Raw genomic sequence first — 18,271 nt, 5'->3', positions numbered from 1 at the left:
TTGAGAGGAGCATTATGAGCAGCGAGATCAGATATCCGGATTATGACAGGAGCCTTCTGGCATTGACAGCTTCCGTTCTGAAATATTACGGAGTCTGTGATTATGGACATACCACACTGCCGGAGATGGATTCGCTTCTGGGGCAGGGCGCGGACCGCGTGATTGTGATTATTCTGTCCGGAATGGGAACCGCAAATCTGAAGCGACATCTGTCGGAGACGGATTTTCTTCGGGCAAATAAAGTGTGCGATCTGTCGGCAGTTTTTCCCTCGTCGACAGCCGCCGCATGTGCCACGCTGCAGAGCGGGGAATCGCCGCTGGAGCATTCGTGGCTTGGAAGAGACCTTTATTTTCCCGAGGTGGATCGAAACATCTCACTTTTTTGCAATCGGGTGCAGGGGACGCGGAAGAAGGCGGCGAACTATAATGTTCCGCTGAAGTATATTCCGTATCGACCATTATCAGACAGGATTCGCGAGGCGGATTCCCTGGTGGAGACACATTTTCTCTCACACCGCGAGGGTGAAAGAGTCTGGAGCTTCCGTCAGGCGATGCAGCGGATCCGGAAAATCGCTTCAGGTTCCGGGAAGAAATATATCTGCCTGTTTTGGGATGAGCCGGATCTGGAGATGTACACCTTCGGCACGGCATCCGGAAAGGTACACAACCGGATGCGGTTTCTGAACCGCGAGATCGAAAAGCTCTCCGGAGATCTGTCAGATTCGCTGGTGGTTGTCACCTCGGATCACGGAATGATCGATTCGCACTGGATTTATCTGGAGGATTACCCGCATCTTGCCGGACTTCTGGAGAGAGCCCCTTCCGTAGAGCCTCGTGCGGCGGCCCTGTATATCAGGCAGGGGAGGAAACTGGAATTCGAGGAGGTTTTCCGCGATCTGTTCGGAAGTGATTTTCTTCTCCTGAGCCGGGAAGAGGTTCTGGACAGAGGCCTGCTCGGATCCGGACACCCCGGAGAGAAGACGTACGGTGCCATCGGGGACTATCTGGCGGTTGCCGCCAGAAACGTGAGCCTCGGATGGAAGCACAGGAAGCGGGAGAAGAAGAAGATCGGAAGTTATGCGGGGCTGACCGCAGAGGAGATGACGGTTCCCTTCATTGCTTGCACAAAAAAATGAAAATTTCAGGTACGGTAGCGTGTCCGGAAGGGCACGCTATTGGTCGTTATTGCACAAAATGACAGAAGGGAGTAATATTTTATATGTTAAAATACAGAAAATCTAAGTAACTGTATAAGCTATGGATTGCTCCGTGCTCCGCACTCTTGCAATTCTGCAGGTGACCGACTTTGTCGGTCTGTTTTTTCGAAGAACTTATACAGCAGCCGACATACCGCGCAAGCGGGTGAGGCTTAAATGGAGCAGAAAAAATGAAATTAAGTATGTGGATGATCGCCAACCGTCTGGCGCCGCTTATGGATATCCGGACGGAGATTCATAAGGATGCCAGGCCGATTCTGAGCAGCGCGCGGCTGGCTTATGCAACGAACTGTGTGCATGTCTATGCGGAAAAGGATTATGTCGTCTATGAGGGCGAAGATGGAGATCGTATCCAGATCTATAATCTGAGTGTTCTGGAGGCGTTTGAGATCCTTCAGGGCGTATTTGACTATTATCAGGACTGGGAGGCCAGGGTAGAGGAGGATGTCCGCAAAGGGAACTACAGGGACATCATCGAGCAGACGGAGTTTATCTTCCGGAATCCGATTCTGATACAGGACGGGAATACCAAGGTTCTGGCCATGAGCCATGTGGACAAGTTAGAATCCATGGATTCCGAGTGGCAGTACATCGCCCGCTACGGCTATTCATCTCTGAACAGTATCTATCAGATTGAATATGAGAATCTGGAACCGGAGAACCGGGAGAGCTGTTCGGTCTTTCACTGGAAGCAGAAGGTGGAGAATTCGTTTCACGGCATTTCCAAGGCACTGTATATCGGCAATACAGAGTGCGGAAGGATTTCCGTCGTCGAGCGCGGCCATGCGGTGAATGCGGGAGATGTGCAGCTTCTGGACAGGCTTGGGCAGATTCTTCAGCCGTATATCGGCATCGCGATGCAGAATCAGGTGAGACCTGAGAATCCGCTGTATGATTATCTTTTTGAACATTCAGAGGATAAGGAGAAAGTTCTGCGGCAGCTCGCCCATTTTGGCTGGAGCGAGGATGAGAACTTTGAGATCGCGCTGCTGGATCCGGAGGGGATGGACAACGGGATGAATCCCACAAAGGCCAGAAACGTCATCGAGCATGCGATCATGCACAATTTTTCAGGATGTTTTGTGATGCAGAAATCGCCGTATGTGATAATTCTGACAAACCGGAATCTCTATCGGGATCGTGTCTTCCAGACTTTTCTCGTGTCGTTTACCGAGCAGAATTCCGTGTACAGCAGCTTCAGTCTGCAGGTGCGCGGCATAGAGAACATTCCGTGTCTGTACAGGCAGGCCGTGTACGCGCTGGAGGCAGGAAGAAGGGACAGCAGACTGATGGAGGAGGATGAGCTTCTCCGGCACATCTTCCGGTTCGGAAGCTATGCCAGCCGGTTCATCATCGAGGCGCCGGATATGCAGGACAAGATCTGTGCCTGCCATCCTGCGGTGGTCCGGCTGTGGGAGCAGAAGGTGCGAAAGGGAAAAACCGAGCCATACGACACGCTGAAGACATTTCTGGAAAGTGAACGTTCCATTCAGCGAACCGCTACCGAGATGTACGCCCACCGGAATACCATCACCTACCGGCTTGGGAAGATTCAGAGCATCCTGAAGGAGGATCTGGATGATCCGGAACTCCGGATGTATCTGCTGCTCAGCATGATGATTCTGGAGATGCAGCAGAGCCGGGAAGAAGCCGGGGAGAAATGCTTTTCAGAGGCTGCAGGAAAATAAAAATATTCAGATAAAAATGTTCTTCAAGGTCGTTCAGGCGCACATACAGTCACACGGAACGGGGCAGCTGGCCTTATACACATTGTGGCGCCCTGCTTGGGGGCACGGAGCAATCCGCAGCTTATACCGTTCGTGACGCGGGGACTTATACAGTTTGTGGTACGATTTATCGTATGAGGGTTTTATATAACGGAAAGGAAAGATGAGGAATCAGGAACCGGACTCCCCGCCGGCTGCGTTTCCTGCGGCTGCGGAGGCATCCTGAGATGGCGCTGAATAATCTGCGCCGCCTGTGCTTTCTGTGGCGCCTGTCCCTGCAGAAGCTCCGCCACCGGTCTCAGCAGAGGCACCGCCACCGGTCTCTGCCGCGGCACCGCTGCCTGCTCCTGCCGTGGCACCGCCGTCAGTTCCGGCACTGCCTGCAGTTCCTGCCGTGACACCGCCGCCTGTTCCGCCGGAAACCCCGTCTCCGGTTCCTGTATTCGTTCCGGAATTACCGCCGGATGGAGAGGCTGCCTGTCCTGAATCACCGCTGCCGGAGGATTGCTGATTTCCGGAGTCGGAAGCATTCTGTGAATTCGCGGCAGATCCGCCGGCAGCTCGTCCGGAAGCGGCAGAACCATCATATGCGGACGTATCCCCGGATACAGCGGGAGATGTCTCATACCAGGTTCCTCCGGGCTGACTGCCATAGGACTGATACTGGTTGTAGTAGTAGTCCGAGGTATTCTGGCGGCTGTTGATAATGTCGTCGATATTGTCGGGCGCGTCGGAGCCGGAAGTACCCTTGCTGTCGGAGCCCGTTTTTGAAGTGTCCAGATCGGTTTTCTTCACACCGCTTTTGTTCATCAGGACAACGGAGTACATACCGGTTTCGTTGAAATAGGATTCATACGCGTCGGCGTCCCGGACTACAATTCCGGAGAGGGGATCGCTGATCACGACGGTTCCGGCATCCTGGTCATAGCCGGCCAGAATCATGCAGTGCTCGTTCCGATACCAGGTATAGGTGTATCCGTCGTACTCATAGGACTGCGATGTGATCAGGGGATCCGACATATACATCGTGCCCCAGATGACGACGGGATATCCTGCCGCCACGACCTTGCACAGATCGGACAGAGAGGTCCCCGAGGTGTTGATGGCCGCGATGTCAAGATTTTTTTCCTTGATGTACTTCTCGGCGGCGTTCACAATTCCTCCCGCAAAAACGCCGGCGCCGCTTTCTGTGTGGGGATCACCTGCGTACTGGTAAGCGAGATTGTCGCCGTATTCCAGATAATTATCGGCAATTTCTGTTTTCTGAAGGTCACATCCAAGGGAATTCAGAGCGATTGTAAGAGCAACGGATTCGCAGCCGGTGGGAAGCTCGGGATTCTGCAGAATCTCGGGAACATCGAGGACTACCTTGCTGTCGGTGAGATCTGAGGACAGGATGGAATCCAGAATCGTATCCGCGGAATCGACGGACCAGTCTGCGTCGGAGACCAGATCCGCATCCGCTGCAGGATCATCAGAATTCGCGTCAACTGCCGCGGGAGATAACTGTGTCTGGGCACTGACCTCGGTGGAAGATGAGGAGCCGCATCCGGCAAGCATCGCCGTGGCAAGAGCGGGTACAAGGAGTAAAGATAAGATTCTGTAATTTTTTATCATAATTTTCGCCTTTTCCCTTCCTCAGCTGTGCTGAATGGAAGGATTTATGCATGACCTTCGTCAGCTGCGCTGTATCGAAGGCCTTTCTTCCGCGAAAGACCCTTCTTTTCATCAGTGTCAGAATTCTTCATTAACGAAAAGAATTTTAGCACAAACGAGGCGTGAGAAAAAGCGAAAATGTTGTGAACAATGTCAGAGATTCCAGATTATGGTGAACAGTACCACCAGAAATGAGAGGCAGGACAGACGCACCATAATTGATATTCTCTTCTGCGGGGACAGCTTTTTGGAGGAGAAGATACGGGACCTCCGTATTGTGTTATTGGTATTAGCTGTACTGTTTATCATTGTATTTGAAGTATTCGAAATGGTATTCGTAGTCGCATTCAAAGTAACACCTCCTGCTATCTTTATGATAGTAAAAGGTGTTGTGCGAATCTATCACCGGACAGCTAAATGTGCGTTAAAGGGAAGTTAAAATCCGGATTGTAAAAGGAAAACCGGATTCGGGCATGCCTGTGACTCGGGGCACTGCGTTCCGGCAGGCCTGTGAGTCAGAGAGCTGTGTTCCGGCAGGCCGTCTGTTCTGTCAGCCGGGAAGCTGGGACGCATACTTCTCGTAGAGTTCGGAAAGCCGGTCATATTCTTCGGTACTGAGATTTTCTTTTGCGTACTGCATCAGCCCGTCGTAGTCGCGGTTCTGGATGTAGGAGCCTGCGGCAGCAATGGTGGACGGCGTCAGGTGGTTCTGCAGAATCTGTGCGGCCTCTTCCTTGTCGGAATCGGAGATGGAGCCAATCGCCTGCTGAACGGCAGAGGAGTCCGGACTGTTTCCGGCAGCCTCAAGGATCTGCTCTGTGATGGTATCGCTGAGCTTATCCGTGATTGCGTCCGCGGCCAGCTTCTGAACATGGCTGCGGTTCACATAGAGAACAGCAGCTGCGACAATGAGCAGCAGAACGAGTGTGAGCAGAACGTTTCCGAATATATGAGAGCGGCGTCTGCGCCGGCGGTATCTTGACATAGTATTCCTCCTTTAATATAAATTAAATTGTAACACAAAAACGCCGAAGCGACTCTGACTCACTTCGACGTCTTTTTTTAAAAATGAGGGGGGAGATGTGACAGCCGGTATGTCTATCAGCTGTCTGACTTATACATTAAGGGATAATTGTGTCGAAAGTGTGGACTTGAGGTAAAAGAATTCTAAAAAACCGGGGAGGATTGCTGCCCTGCGGGTAACTGTCCATTGCTCCTTCCAGTAACTGCCCATTCCTTGACAAGCCATATGAAATTCAGTAAAATTATTTTGCATGAAAAGCACGAAAATACGTGCCTGCTTCAAAACCGATTTGTTGGTTTTGCCAGTAAAGACGGAGGCGCTCCGACAGGATAGTCAGAACGGGAATCCCCTGTTTTCGGGCGGCAGCCGACCCATGCAAATATCCGGAATGATAAGGAAGAACGGAGGAATCAAATGTATCAGGACGATTACAAACGCTGGTTAAATGCGGATCTCATTGATTTTGATCTGAAGAAGGAACTTCGTGATATTGAGGGTGATGACGAGGCGATCAAGGACCGCTTTGCAGTGAAATTGCAGTTCGGAACGGCAGGACTTCGCGGAACGCTCGGCGCCGGCACAAACCGGATGAACATTTGGGTTGTAAGACAGGCCACCCAGGGTGTGGCGGACTGGGTGAAGACCCAGGGCGGAACGCAGACCGTGGCAATCAGCTATGACAGCCGTCTGAAGGGATGGAATTTCGCAAGGGATGCGGCAGGCGTGCTCGCAGCAAACGGAATCAAGGTGCGCATCTACGATGAGCTGATGCCGGTTCCGGCACTGAGTTTTGCGACCAGATACTACAAGTGCAACGCCGGCATCATGGTGACAGCATCTCATAACCCGGCAAAGTATAACGGATATAAAGCTTACGGACCGGACGGATGCCAGATGACCGATGACGCGGCTGCTGTTGTATACGATTCGATTCAGAAGACCGATGTGCTGACAGGCGCAAAGTATATGTCCTTTGCGGAGGGCGTTGAGAAAGGGCTGATTCAGTTCGTCGGCGACGACTGCAAGGAAGCATTATATGCCGCGATTGAGGCTAGACAGGTCAGACCGGGTCTTGCAAAGACCGCGGGACTGAAGCTCGTGTATTCCCCGCTGAACGGAACCGGACTCGTACCGGTTACCCGCGTGCTGCAGGATATCGGAATCACGGATATCACGATTGTTCCGGAGCAGGAGTACCCGAACGGATATTTCACAACCGCTCCGTATCCGAACCCGGAGATTTTCGAGGCATTGAAATACGGACTTGAGTTGGCGAAGAAGACCGGTGCGGATCTGATGCTGGCGACAGATCCTGACGCGGACCGTGTCGGCATTGCCATGAAGTGTCCGGACGGGTCCTATGAGCTGGTATCCGGAAATGAGATGGGTGTGCTTCTGCTGGATTACATCTGTGCCGGACGCATCGAGAAAGGCACCATGCCGAAGAACCCTGTGGCGGTGAAGTCCATCGTATCGACTCCGCTGGCGGATCTTGTGGCAAAGCATTACGGCGTGGAGCTGAGACATACGCTGACCGGATTCAAGTGGATCGGCGATCAGATCGCGCAGCTGGAAGCTGCCGGAGAAGTGGATCGCTTCATCTTCGGATTTGAGGAGAGCTACGGATATCTTGCCGGTCCGTATGTGCGGGACAAGGATGCCATCATCGGATCCATGCTGATCTGCGAGATGGCAGCGTATTACAGAAGCATCGGCTCCTCCATCAAACAGCGTCTGGAGGAGATCTACAAGGAGTACGGCCGTTACCTGAACAAGGTGGACAGCTTCGAGTTCCCGGGACTTTCCGGAATGGACAAGATGGCGGGAATCATGGCGGAGCTTCGCCAGAATCCTCCGGCAGACTTCGCGGGCAGGAAGGTGGTAAGCATCACCGATTATGAGGAGCCTGAGAAGACAGGCCTTCCGAAGGCCAATGTACTGATCTACGGTCTCGAGGACGGCGCTTCCGTTGTTGTGCGTCCTTCCGGCACGGAGCCGAAGATCAAGGCGTACTATACGACAAAGGGAAAGGATCTTGCGGAGGCCGAGGCCGAGAAGGAAGAACTCGCGGCAGCGCTGAAGCCGATCTTTGAGTAAGCAAGACAAGGTGCGTACAAATACAAAGCGTGTACAAATGCGTTGAGGATAGGCAAATTCTCTGAAAAAATCAGTCAAGAAAAATGCGGTCATAAGACCGCATTTTTCTTGTACAGGCGGCATACAGACGGCGCCATGATATTTGACAGGGGCATAAAATTAAAAGTAAGCTTGTCTGGTTCCGGATATACATCTCGAATCGCGGAAGAACAAATGAATGATATCGGGATGATATCTGGTTTATCTTGTTGTATTCGCGATTATTTGTTATATCTTGTGTTAAGGTAGAAAGAAAAAGTCATGTAAGCCGTTGAAGAGGGCGGCCGCACAGGCTACAATGAATAAGGAAATAATAAATCCAAAAGCATCCGGTTGAGTTTGTGTCGAAATCATTAGGCAAGTAAAAGAACCGCAAAGCAGAAGAACCGCAAAGCAAAAGAACCGCTAAGCAGAAGAACAGCAAACAGAAGTACAGCAGAGCAAAGGAAGCACAAACGGCTATATGATTCATTATGGCGCCATACTGCCACATACTACCGTATACTGCGTCAGAAGCGTTATAAGCGAAACAGGAGGACATCGATGAGGATTGCGCAGATTCAATCGCATGTGTACAAAAACAAACAGGAAAATCTGGACATGCTGGCGGAGAAGCTGAACCGACTCGACGGGAAAGCAGTCGATCTGGTGGCGGTCGGAGAGATGTTCACGACGCCCTATGAGACGTCCTGTTTTCCTGAATACGCGGAGCCGGAAGGCGGCGAAAGCTGGAGACAGCTTTCTGATATGGCGAGAGAGCATCGGATCTATCTGTCTGCCGGGTCCGTCCCGGAGGTGGACACAGAGGGCCGCGTATACAACACGGCTTATGTGTTTGACCGGGAGGGAAGACAGATCGCAAAGCACAGGAAGACGCATCTGTTTGATATCAATGTAGAGGGCGGGCAGCATTTCCGGGAATCGGATACGCTGACAGCTGGAAAAGGGGCGACCGTCTTCGACACGGAGTTCTGCAGGATGGGTATCTGTATCTGTTTTGACTGCAGGTTTTCGGAGATGGTGCGCGAGATGGTCCTGTCCGGCGCGAAGGTGGTGCTGGTTCCGGCATCCTTCAATATGACCACGGGTCCTGCGCACTGGGAGCTGATGTTCCGTTCGCGGGCGGTCGACAACCAGTGCTATATGGTCGGGACATCGGATGCCAGAGATCCATCCTTTTCCTACGTGTCCTGGGGACATTCCATGGTGGTTTCACCGTGGGGAGATGTCGTGGCAGAGATGGATGAAAAGGAGGGCGTGCAGATCACGGATCTGGACCTGCCGCTGGTGGACAAGGTGCGCCGGGAGCTTCCGCTGCTGCAGTCACTCAGAGGCTGACGGCTTCAAAGAAGCTTGAAGTTTTATGCCGTGACCGTTTATTCGGTTAATGGTTTCTGCAGTTATTCAGAGGCTGACGATTTTGACGAAAATAAAATTTTCAGACCAGATTCAGACGATATATAGTAAGATAATACTAGAACGCTATGCCCCGCGGACGGTGCATCAGAATATGAACGAGATAAAACACGCTGCGCGAGTTTTATCTCGCTATCGCGACGCTCGCCGCACACGAATACTTCGCATTCGGCTGCGGCTCACTGTTCGCGTAAATAACTCAGCTGCTTTGTTGCCTTGCAGCTCCCGCAGCTGCCACATATATGAACAGGAAGGAATCAGATATGGAAATTTCCAGCGCAGTATATATTTTCCTTGAGGACAAGAAACGAATCGACAAGTTCGGACCGGAGGATGGACATCCGGCGATGACCGGCCTGAACATCCTGCATTTCCTGCAGGAGCGGCTTCGGAATAATGAGATGGAGAAGTTCGCAGAGATTGTCCAGGGGTGTCAGTTCATTCCCTATGATGAGACGCAGACGGACGCGAGAACGGACCGGTCGGGCGATATCCTGGGGCTTCTCTGGAGAAAGGGCTCGATGAAGCTGTATAACAGCGAGGACTACGCAGATGTCGTGGACTATGTGTACATCATCGATCTGGACAGCCGATACCTTCGGATTATCAATAACTATGAATACACCATTTCATTCGATGAGATGGAAACGCTGTCGGACGATGATTACCTGGAGAAGATTGCGGCGTATGAGGGAGACGAGGAGGAGTCATGATCGCAACAGTAACGATGAATCCCTGTATCGACAAAACCCTCACCATCCGTGGATTTTCCTACGGCGGGCTGAACCGCGTACAGACGAAGCGGTCAGATTTTTCCGGAAAAGGAATTAACGTCTCCATCGTGCTGAATCAGCTTGGAATTTCGGTGCGGACCTTCGGTATCAATTACACGAAGAACGGGCAGGATTTTTCGAAGGGGCTGGAGGCGCTCGGCATTCATTATGAGGCATATATGGCGGAGGGAGAGGTCCGGGAAAATATCAAGGTCATGAACGAGGAAGACCGTGTCACGACCGAGCTGAATCAGAAGGGAGATCCGCTGGACGAGAAAACCATACGGGCGTTCACGGATCAGCTGATGGAACAGCTGTCGGATCCGGAGATCGACATGGTAGTGATCACCGGAAGCGTACCGCTGGGCGTGCCAGCCTCATTTTACAGAGATCTGACCGCTGCGTGCAGGAGGATTGGGAAAAAGGTGATTCTGGACGCGGAAGGAGAGCTTTTTCTGGAAGGAATCCAGGCCTGTCCCGATGTAATCAAGCCGAATCTGTATGAGTTTGAGACGGCATTCGGCCTGGAAAATCCGGGCAGGGAGGAGATCCTGCGAAAGGCGGGAGAAATCATCGATGGAGGGGTCGGGATCATCTGCCTGTCTATGGGCGCGGAGGGCGCCATGATCGTCGGCCGTGAGGGGGCATGGATCTGTCCGCCGGACAGAATTGATGTCAGAAGCACACAGGGAGCCGGAGATTCCATGGTGGCCGGAATGTGTGTGGCGATGGAAAAAGGCCTCCCGCTTTCGGAGATCCTCCGTTATGGAGTGATTGCCGCGGATGGGTCGCTGATCCGGGAAGGCACGCAGCTTTGCACAAGAGAGAATTTTGAAAGGTTCCGGAAGGAAGTCCGGGTCTTCAGAGCAGATTGACTAAGAAAAAACTGGAGGGACTGGAATTTTATGAGATGTCCATATTGTGGTGAACAAAATCCGGATACTGCGAGGCGATGTTCCCGCTGCGGCAGACGGCTGGATAAGGTTCGGGTAAAAAAGAGAGAGCGCCAGCTGCTGCTTATGGGAATTATCCTGATTCTGGTGATTCTTGCCGCGGGAATCGGCGCGATGTTCGGCATATCGAAATTCCTGAAAGACGGACAGAACAATTCTCCGCAGAAGGTCACGATTAAGGCAACGCCGACTCCGGAGGAGGAATCGGTCACAAGTTCCTCGTCTTCGGTTTCTGTCTCTTCCACCTCAGAGCCATCTGTGACGCCGGGGGCAGAGGAGGACAAGCTGACAGCCTCCATTGTGGACGCAAGCCGTCAGTCGCAGATTGATCTGCTCGGGTATTCACAGGTAACCGTGGCGAGCGCCGATGCGACATCGACGATTTCGCAGGCGGGAATCGACAACACACCGCATGTTCTGTACGATGGATCGAAGGACAGCAGCTGGCAGGAAGGAGTGGACGGATCCGGAATCGGTGAGAGTGTCACCTATCATCTGGATCAGGTCTGCAAGGTGAGATTCCTTGTGCTGCGCCTCGGAAACTGGTACGGCTCGGATGATAATTACACCATGAACAACCGTCCGAAGACGATGACCTTCGAGTTCGGCGATCAGAGCGTTCAGGTCACCTTCCCGGACGAGAAGAAGGAATTCTGCGTGGAGCTCTCGAAGGATGTCGAGACATCCGAGATCAAGATGACCATCGACGAGGTGTATAAGGGAACGGATTATGATGATACCTGCATCAATGAGGTTGACGTCTACGGAGTTCCGACCGGAGAGACAGCGGCGGGAGCGGGAACGGATACAAACGGTGCGGCAGGTACAGGGACGCAGTCTGCCGGAGCCTCAGGATCCGGTACCGATGCTTCCGCGTCCGGAACTGCGGGAACGGCAGGCGGCGCAGCTGGCGGAGCAAATGGAAGTACAGGAGCAGGAAACACAGCCGGCGGAACCGGAACCAACGGCGCGGGAACGAACGGTACGGATATCTACGGAGGTGCAGGAAGCTACGGCGGAACAGACAGCAGCACATATGGCAGCGGCAATGCCGGCGGCAGCTACAGCAGCGGCAATGCCGATGGCACCTATAACAGCGGTTACGGAGCAGGGGCCGGCTATGGGGACGGCACGTACGGTGGGACTGCGAACTACGGACAGACGAATAATTACAATGGATATTAAAAACTGCCTTCAATTCATACAGAATTCATGGTATGATGAAATTTGTCCGGAGGACATCAGGCAGGATGAGTTTTATTTCATACAGAATTCATAGCGCATTGAAATTTGTCTGAAGGACATCGGGCAGGATGAGTTTTTGTCCCAAGAATAAGAGGACAGGATCATCAGAAGAAGGTAAGCAGTAGAGAACAGTATTGGAGGTGTACAACAATGAAACTGCAGAACATTAAGGATGTAGACGGTTTTTTCAAGGTGATTGATAATTGCAAGGGCCGCGTAGAGCTGGTTACCGCAGAGGGCGACAGGCTGAACCTCAAATCTAAGCTCAGCCAGTATGTATCACTGGCAAATATCTTCTCGAATGAGGCAGCAATTCCGGAGCTGGAGATCGTAGCTTCCGAGCCGGAAGATATCAAGGCACTGATGGATTTCATGATCCAGGGAAACTGACGGATTTCGAGATCCGGCAACGGACGGATTTCAAGATGAGATTGCAGAGCAGAAAATAGCATAATGAATAGGAAGGATAACCGCCGGGCGGATGCAGAGATGTATACTCCCAGGCGGTTATTTTTTTGCCGGGGAAAATGGTATTACCAATTGTTGGACAATACATTATTCAATAAAAAATAATTCAGATACTTGCATATTGATGAAAATGGTTTTATATTAATAAAAAACCATACCTTGGAAACATAATATTCGTGAAGGTACATAAGGTACTGTAACAAAGACAGGCAGGGATACAGCACTTTTGTATCGGAAATGAACAGCAATTGTGCAACCCATAAATAAATATCAGCAGGCATTATCAGAGGATTGCTTTTCAGATTGCGGGAAAAGCGGTCCTTTTTTGGGACGATTCACGGAAACGTTTTCGGAAGGCCTGCACAGGTTTCAGGGATGGTGTGATTTAAGAGAAATCATGCATATGAGAATAATCAGCTATTGCAGTATTTGAATAGGAACAGGATGGGAAGGGAGAGAGATAGATGAGAGAGAAGAAGAGCTACAGAAAGCTGTTGCTGAGGGCTTCTGCACTGGCTATGTCGGCCTTTATGATGACAGCGGCGGCACCGCCGGTGTGGGCGGACGGGACGCAGGAGAACAGCGTTGTTTCGGAGTCCGCCGGGAGCACGGATGACAAAACCGGGGTAAAAGCGGGTTCAAATGACAAGAAGGGTGAATATACGATTACCTTCAAGGACGAAAGCGGCAATGTTCTGGAGACATTCGATGCATCGAAGGGTGAAACCTGGGGACCTTCCGGTAATATATCGGTGCGTTCCACCTTCTATAATAACGGGAAAGATTACGATATCGTGAGCGGACCGGACGGGGCACTCAGCGCGGAATCTGATAGTATGCAGGTTTCCTTTAAAGATGACATTAAAGGCGATATGGTTTTCATATACCGCGAGCATCCAAAAACTGTGGATTCTACGGCTTCACAGAAGACCTACAAGTGCATGACCGAGGATAGTGGCATGCTGCTTTATATGTTCACCGGGTCTGAGGACAAGATTCCGGAGACGCTGGCGCCGGGAAACAAGCTGTACACCAGATCCTCAAAGGAGAATGACAGCAAGGATACCGCAGTTGAGAACGTCTACTACACTCTGACCAAGGATACTGACACGCGTTATCCGGTCACCGTCAACTATGTGAACGCAGATGACGGAAGCACGATTACGTCCAGAACCTTCTATGTAAACGGAAAGACAAAACCCTTCGTGGCTCCGAATGCATTCTCCGTGACCGAGGATGGAAAAACAGTGAATTATCATGCGAAGGATCCAACGACGATTACACATGAGGTTTCCGATACCACAAGGACTTATACGATCCGGTATCAGAAGCAGACGGCAGATTCGGGACAGAGCTACAGCTGGTACATTCTTCTGTACAACTCCGAGACAAACCGCTGCATCGATTCGAAGGTTGTCAAGGTGAAACCGGGCAAGGATGGAACCTTCACGCCGGAGAAGAAGATCACGAAGAACGGAATTACTTACACGATCAATAAGGCGTTTGACAAGTCGTTCACCCATTCGTATGACGACAGCAATCACACGATGTATGTCTACTATGATCCGGAAGGCTACAGCAATTCGTCCGAGGTCAAGAGTAGAGAGATCAATATCCAGTATGTAGACATCGCAAACGGAAATGTGCTTCAGAGCCGGACACAGACCGTAACCTCAGAGGGTGATACGAGAATTGATTTTCCGGACAGCTTTGATATCGATAACGTACATTATCTTCGGATCGACGGCCAGGCTGCGTATGTAGATCACAACTTCTATTCCCCGAAGGAGACCTATACCGTTTATTACTACGATGAGAACAACACCGCATTCCAGAAAGTGGTCATCACCAGAGAGGAAGTGCAGGAGGTGACCGTCACAGACGGCGGTACAACGTATCGGGTCATCCCGGGAATTACAAGAACGGTTATGCGGAATACAGACACAGGAGTCAGTACGGTAGTGTCAACCAATGATTCCACAGGCGCAGCGATCGCACCAGTTGCTGCCGGGAACGTATCGAATGGAACGGCGAATACCGGAAACAGCACAAACGCGAACGCAGGAAACGGCACTGCAGGAACGGATGAAACTTCTTCCGCTGCAGGTGCAGGAACAGCCAACACTGCAGGAACGGATAACAACGCAGCGGGAAGCGACAAAGATTCCGGTGATGTTTCCATTGATGGTGTTCAGGCAGACGAGATTCAGACACCTGAGAGCAATATCAAGCTGAATTCCGACAAGGACAAGAATTCCACAAGGAACCTTGTCATCATGGTGATCAGCATTGCGGCTCTTGCTGTGTGCGCGGTTCTTGCGGTTCTGCTTGTACGCAGAAGAAAAGCCCTGAAACACTGACGGTACTATGCGGGAGGAGAGAGAACGATGAAGAACAAGAATACATTCCGAAAATGGATGGCGCTGTTTCTTTCCATTTCCATGGTGGCGGCAAGCGGTATTACATCCAATGTAAGACTCCGCGCTGCTGAGGATACACCGGTACAGGAGACAACCGCCGAGGGAACGACGAGTGCAGATACCGATGCTTCCGCTTCGGAGAATGCGGATGAAACAACGGTAGCAAACGTAGATCAGAACGATACCACCAGAACCGAGGAGATCGGTCTGAACGGTACCGAGCAGGCAGCGGAGGAAAGTGCGGCTCCGTCTGAGGAAGAAAATAAAAATGCGGAAACCGCAGCAGAAGCTGAGCAGGGAACGACACCTGCAACTGTTGCCGACTCCGAAAATAAGGAAACGGCGGCGGATTCTACAGCATCTTCTTCCGTATCCTCATCTTCTGAGGAGGAAGACAAGAACCTTACTGCATCTGAGCAGATCGATGAAGCCCGCAAGGACGCGACCAAGAGAGAATATTCTTATGAGGATGATCTGGTAAGCGTAACAGCAACCCTTGACGACCCGAAGGCAGTTCCGGATAACGCAGAGTTCCGTGTAACGCCGGTCACAAAGGACAGCACGGATTATAATTACGATGCTTACATGAACGCTCTGAACGACGACGCAGCAGCATCGTCTGATTCTGATACAGAAAAACAGTACACCGACGAGAACACCCTTCTGTACGATATGGCCTTCATCTATCCGGTAGAAGAGAAGGATGAAGACGGCAATGTAACACAGAAGGAAGTAGAAGTACAGCCGGCAGAAGGCGCGGTAAAGATCAGCGTAAACTTCAAGAAAGATCAGCTGACCAAGAGCCTTGACGCAGACAAGGATTCCGATGTTGAGATCAAACACCTTCCGCTGACCGATGCGGTGAAGGAGAGCAACGACACAACAGCAGATGCTACCAATATCAATGCAGATGATGTGAAGGTAGAGAATGTAAAAAATGCGGATGTTTCTGTAGAAGACCGGACTTTGTCATTTCAGGCAAACGGTTTCTCTGTTTATGCTGTTTCAAGCATCGAGCAAACGCATACTGACATTGCGGAAGGTACGAGCAGAGATTATAAGTCAATATTAGGAAATGCTGTAGAATATGGTATTGTAGCAGACACATATACACAGAAAAATCATACACAGACTAATTTTGCCGTAAATAAATATAATAGGGAGAACGATCAAGTTGTAGAAGCAGACATTGCTGGACCGCAGGATGTACCGTTCTATATTGGGGATTTTTCAAAAGCTGGTTTGAGATTTGGAGGAAGTACAAACTCAAATTCCGTTATCTATGATGTATATACGCAAGACACCACATCAAATATTACTATCAATAATACACAAAAAATTACTGTTAACAGACTTACAGACGAATACGATAACAACTATGTTAATCATCTGATTGCAACAGTTGCGGATATGTCTAATACGCTGGCAGGGGAGAGCGAGAGCAATGTCAACACATTAAAAGAAGAAAATGTTGATCAAAATAAATATATAATCGATACGAGAAGTGCTGGTGACAACGCAACAATTTATTTTAAGGTAGATAATAATGATACAGGTTTCCTTAATGCGATGAATTGTTCCGGCGGGATTCATATTAGAAAAAAGTCAGGACAAACAATCATCTTCAATATATTAAAAGATAGTGACGTAACACTTAAGCAATTCCAGTATGCTGTTGGCGATGACAATTATACTGTGACAAGCACAGATCAGTCGGATAGCGATAATAATAAGAAACTTGATCAACAAGTCTGCCAGAAGATTATCTGGAACTTTGTAAATGCAACAACGGTGAATCTGGATACCACAGCAGGTACTATTCTGGCACCAAAAGCAAACGTGAACAGTAATAATACGTCACAGGGATGGGTTGTTGCCGGTGGTACAGTGATTACAAATTCTGAGTGGCATTTTGCTTATCAGGCTAGACAGTATCATTCCAAGGGAAATGCTTTCTTTACGGCGAAGAAGGTTCTCCTGGTGAATAATCAGAAGCAAAGCTTATCTGATGGAGAGTTTACATTTGCGTTATATAAGGGCGAAAAGCCATCAGCAGATGCTAAACCTGTGGAAGAAGCCACCAATAGTTCGGATGGATCGATCTCGTTTGGCAAGTTGGAATATAATGAAAATGATGTTAATGGCGGGCCAATTACATATACGGTAAAGGAGATCGCTGGGAAAGATAAGGCAATCAAATACGATACAACAACATATACAATAAAAGTCTATTTGGCAGACGATAATAATGGAAAAATTAACACAAAGGTCAAACTTGTAAATAAAGATGGTACGGAAACGCCTTTGACATCGGCTGAGCAGATGACGTTCACGAATACTAAGAACAGCGAGGCGACCGGAAGTGTAACCTTCAGTGGAACGAAGACGCTGGAAGGCCAGGCGCTGACCGGCGATGAATTTAACTTCAGCGTAAAGGAAGGGGACAATGTAGTTTCTACAGGCAGCAACGCGGCGAATGGAACGATTACGTTCACACCGATCAGATATACACAGAAGGATGCTGGATCACATACGTATAAGATATCGGAGGATATCCCGGCTGATGCCTCGAAGGAGACGGACGCCCAGGGCAATAGTTACTATGTGAAGAACGGCATTCGCTACAGCAGCCAGACATACACCGTAACCGTGGATGTGAAGGATAACGGTAAGGGCGGACTGGAAGTACAGGCAAGCAAAAACGCGAATGCACTGAACTTCAAGAACAGCTATGCGGCGAACGGAAGTGTAACCTTCAGTGGAACGAAGACGCTGGAAGGCAAGACTCTGACCGACAATGAATTCAACTTCAGCGTAAAGGAAGGCAAAACTGAAGTTTCGACAGGTAGCAACGCGGCGGATGGAACGATTACCTTCACACCGATCAGTTATAAACGGAGTGATGTTGGAAAACATACGTATACGGTATCGGAGAAAATTCCGGACAAGGCCGTTGAGAAGAAGGATGCGCAGGGTAATACTTATTATGAGAAGGACGGCATCTGCTACAGCAGCCAGACATACACCGTAACCGTCACTGTAACGGATATCGGTAACGGAACGCTGAATGTAGAGGCAAGCGACAACGCGAAGAAACTGAACTTCACGAACAGCTATGAGGCGAGCGGAAGTGTAACCTTCAGTGGAACGAAGACGCTGGAAGGCAAGACTCTGACCGACAATGAATTCAACTTCAGCGTAAAGGAAGGCAAAACTGAAGTTTCGACAGGTAGCAA

Annotated in this window: 12 protein-coding genes; 10 read left to right on the top strand and 2 right to left on the bottom strand. The window is 50.3% G+C overall.

Translation table 11 applies throughout. The annotated features are described in order from the left end of the window. The first annotated feature begins 14 nt into the window (after window positions 1-14). Complete coding sequence (locus tag ACTQ1O_RS13055; RefSeq protein WP_441487634.1) at window positions 15-1,136, top strand: alkaline phosphatase family protein; 1,122 nt, start codon at window positions 15-17, stop codon at window positions 1,134-1,136. A 251-nt stretch (window positions 1,137-1,387) separates the two neighbouring features. Next, complete coding sequence (locus tag ACTQ1O_RS13050; protein ID WP_441487633.1) at window positions 1,388-2,905, top strand: PucR family transcriptional regulator; 1,518 nt, start codon at window positions 1,388-1,390, stop codon at window positions 2,903-2,905. A 210-nt stretch (window positions 2,906-3,115) separates the two neighbouring features. Here ACTQ1O_RS13050 and ACTQ1O_RS13045 read toward each other — a convergent pair whose 3' ends face one another. Together ACTQ1O_RS13045 and ACTQ1O_RS13040 are read right to left on the bottom strand one after the other, a co-directional pair. Then, complete coding sequence (locus tag ACTQ1O_RS13045; protein WP_441487632.1) at window positions 3,116-4,561, bottom strand: C39 family peptidase; 1,446 nt, start codon at window positions 4,559-4,561, stop codon at window positions 3,116-3,118. A gap of 589 nt (window positions 4,562-5,150) precedes the next feature. Next, on the bottom strand, window positions 5,151-5,585 hold the full coding sequence (locus tag ACTQ1O_RS13040) for a hypothetical protein (protein ID WP_441487631.1): 435 nt from the start codon (window positions 5,583-5,585) through the stop codon (window positions 5,151-5,153). 453 nt (window positions 5,586-6,038) lie between these two features. Between ACTQ1O_RS13040 and ACTQ1O_RS13035 the strand changes: the two genes are divergently transcribed. The 8 genes from ACTQ1O_RS13035 to ACTQ1O_RS13000 all read left to right on the top strand — a co-directional run. Beyond that, window positions 6,039-7,721, top strand: a complete 1,683-nt coding sequence (locus ACTQ1O_RS13035) for a phospho-sugar mutase (RefSeq protein ID WP_441487630.1) — start codon at window positions 6,039-6,041, stop codon at window positions 7,719-7,721. 582 nt (window positions 7,722-8,303) lie between these two features. Next, the gene (locus tag ACTQ1O_RS13030; protein WP_441487629.1) at window positions 8,304-9,098 is read left to right on the top strand and encodes a carbon-nitrogen hydrolase family protein; all 795 of its coding nucleotides are present in this window, start codon (window positions 8,304-8,306) and stop codon (window positions 9,096-9,098) included. Between the two features lie 341 nt (window positions 9,099-9,439). After that, window positions 9,440-9,889 (top strand): hypothetical protein, encoded by a 450-nt coding sequence (locus tag ACTQ1O_RS13025; RefSeq protein ID WP_441476207.1) that lies wholly within the window; start codon window positions 9,440-9,442, stop codon window positions 9,887-9,889. After that, window positions 9,886-10,824 carry a 1-phosphofructokinase family hexose kinase gene (locus tag ACTQ1O_RS13020; RefSeq protein ID WP_441487628.1) on the top strand — a complete coding sequence of 313 codons (939 nt, stop codon included), beginning with the start codon at window positions 9,886-9,888 and terminating at the stop codon, window positions 10,822-10,824. Before ACTQ1O_RS13025 ends, ACTQ1O_RS13020 begins: the two co-directional genes overlap by 4 nt. 30 nt (window positions 10,825-10,854) lie before the next feature. Then, window positions 10,855-12,087: an NADase-type glycan-binding domain-containing protein gene (locus tag ACTQ1O_RS13015; protein WP_441487627.1), complete on the top strand. Its 1,233-nt coding sequence runs from the start codon at window positions 10,855-10,857 to the stop codon at window positions 12,085-12,087. Window positions 12,088-12,297: 210 nt separating this feature from the next. After that, entirely contained in the window at window positions 12,298-12,537 is a 240-nt protein-coding gene (locus tag ACTQ1O_RS13010) for a polya polymerase (RefSeq protein ID WP_441100523.1), read from the top strand. 542 nt (window positions 12,538-13,079) lie between these two features. Beyond that, window positions 13,080-14,975 (top strand): hypothetical protein, encoded by a 1,896-nt coding sequence (locus ACTQ1O_RS13005; RefSeq protein WP_441487626.1) that lies wholly within the window; start codon window positions 13,080-13,082, stop codon window positions 14,973-14,975. A gap of 27 nt (window positions 14,976-15,002) precedes the next feature. After that, a partial coding sequence (locus tag ACTQ1O_RS13000) for a Spy0128 family protein (protein WP_441487625.1) occupies window positions 15,003-18,271 on the top strand: 3,269 nt, incomplete at its 3' end.

It is taken from the genome of Bilifractor sp. LCP21S3_A7, assembly GCF_052118825.1.
GTDB lineage: Bacteria > Bacillota > Clostridia > Lachnospirales > Lachnospiraceae > Bilifractor.
This window is presented reverse-complemented; position numbering and strand designations above follow the sequence as displayed.

Excerpts from the sequence above, each read along its gene's own strand:
- ACTQ1O_RS13055 (WP_441487634.1), top strand. The coding sequence starts at position 15 with ATGAGCAGCGAGATCAGATATCCGGATTATGACAGGAGCCTTCTGGCA.
- ACTQ1O_RS13050 (WP_441487633.1), top strand. The coding sequence starts at position 1,388 with ATGAAATTAAGTATGTGGATGATCGCCAACCGTCTGGCGCCGCTTATG.
- ACTQ1O_RS13045 (WP_441487632.1), bottom strand. The coding sequence starts at position 4,561 with ATGATAAAAAATTACAGAATCTTATCTTTACTCCTTGTACCCGCTCTT.
- ACTQ1O_RS13040 (WP_441487631.1), bottom strand. The coding sequence starts at position 5,585 with ATGTCAAGATACCGCCGGCGCAGACGCCGCTCTCATATATTCGGAAAC.
- ACTQ1O_RS13035 (WP_441487630.1), top strand. The coding sequence starts at position 6,039 with ATGTATCAGGACGATTACAAACGCTGGTTAAATGCGGATCTCATTGAT.
- ACTQ1O_RS13030 (WP_441487629.1), top strand. The coding sequence starts at position 8,304 with ATGAGGATTGCGCAGATTCAATCGCATGTGTACAAAAACAAACAGGAA.
- ACTQ1O_RS13025 (WP_441476207.1), top strand. The coding sequence starts at position 9,440 with ATGGAAATTTCCAGCGCAGTATATATTTTCCTTGAGGACAAGAAACGA.
- ACTQ1O_RS13020 (WP_441487628.1), top strand. The coding sequence starts at position 9,886 with ATGATCGCAACAGTAACGATGAATCCCTGTATCGACAAAACCCTCACC.
- ACTQ1O_RS13015 (WP_441487627.1), top strand. The coding sequence starts at position 10,855 with ATGAGATGTCCATATTGTGGTGAACAAAATCCGGATACTGCGAGGCGA.
- ACTQ1O_RS13010 (WP_441100523.1), top strand. The coding sequence starts at position 12,298 with ATGAAACTGCAGAACATTAAGGATGTAGACGGTTTTTTCAAGGTGATT.
- ACTQ1O_RS13005 (WP_441487626.1), top strand. The coding sequence starts at position 13,080 with ATGAGAGAGAAGAAGAGCTACAGAAAGCTGTTGCTGAGGGCTTCTGCA.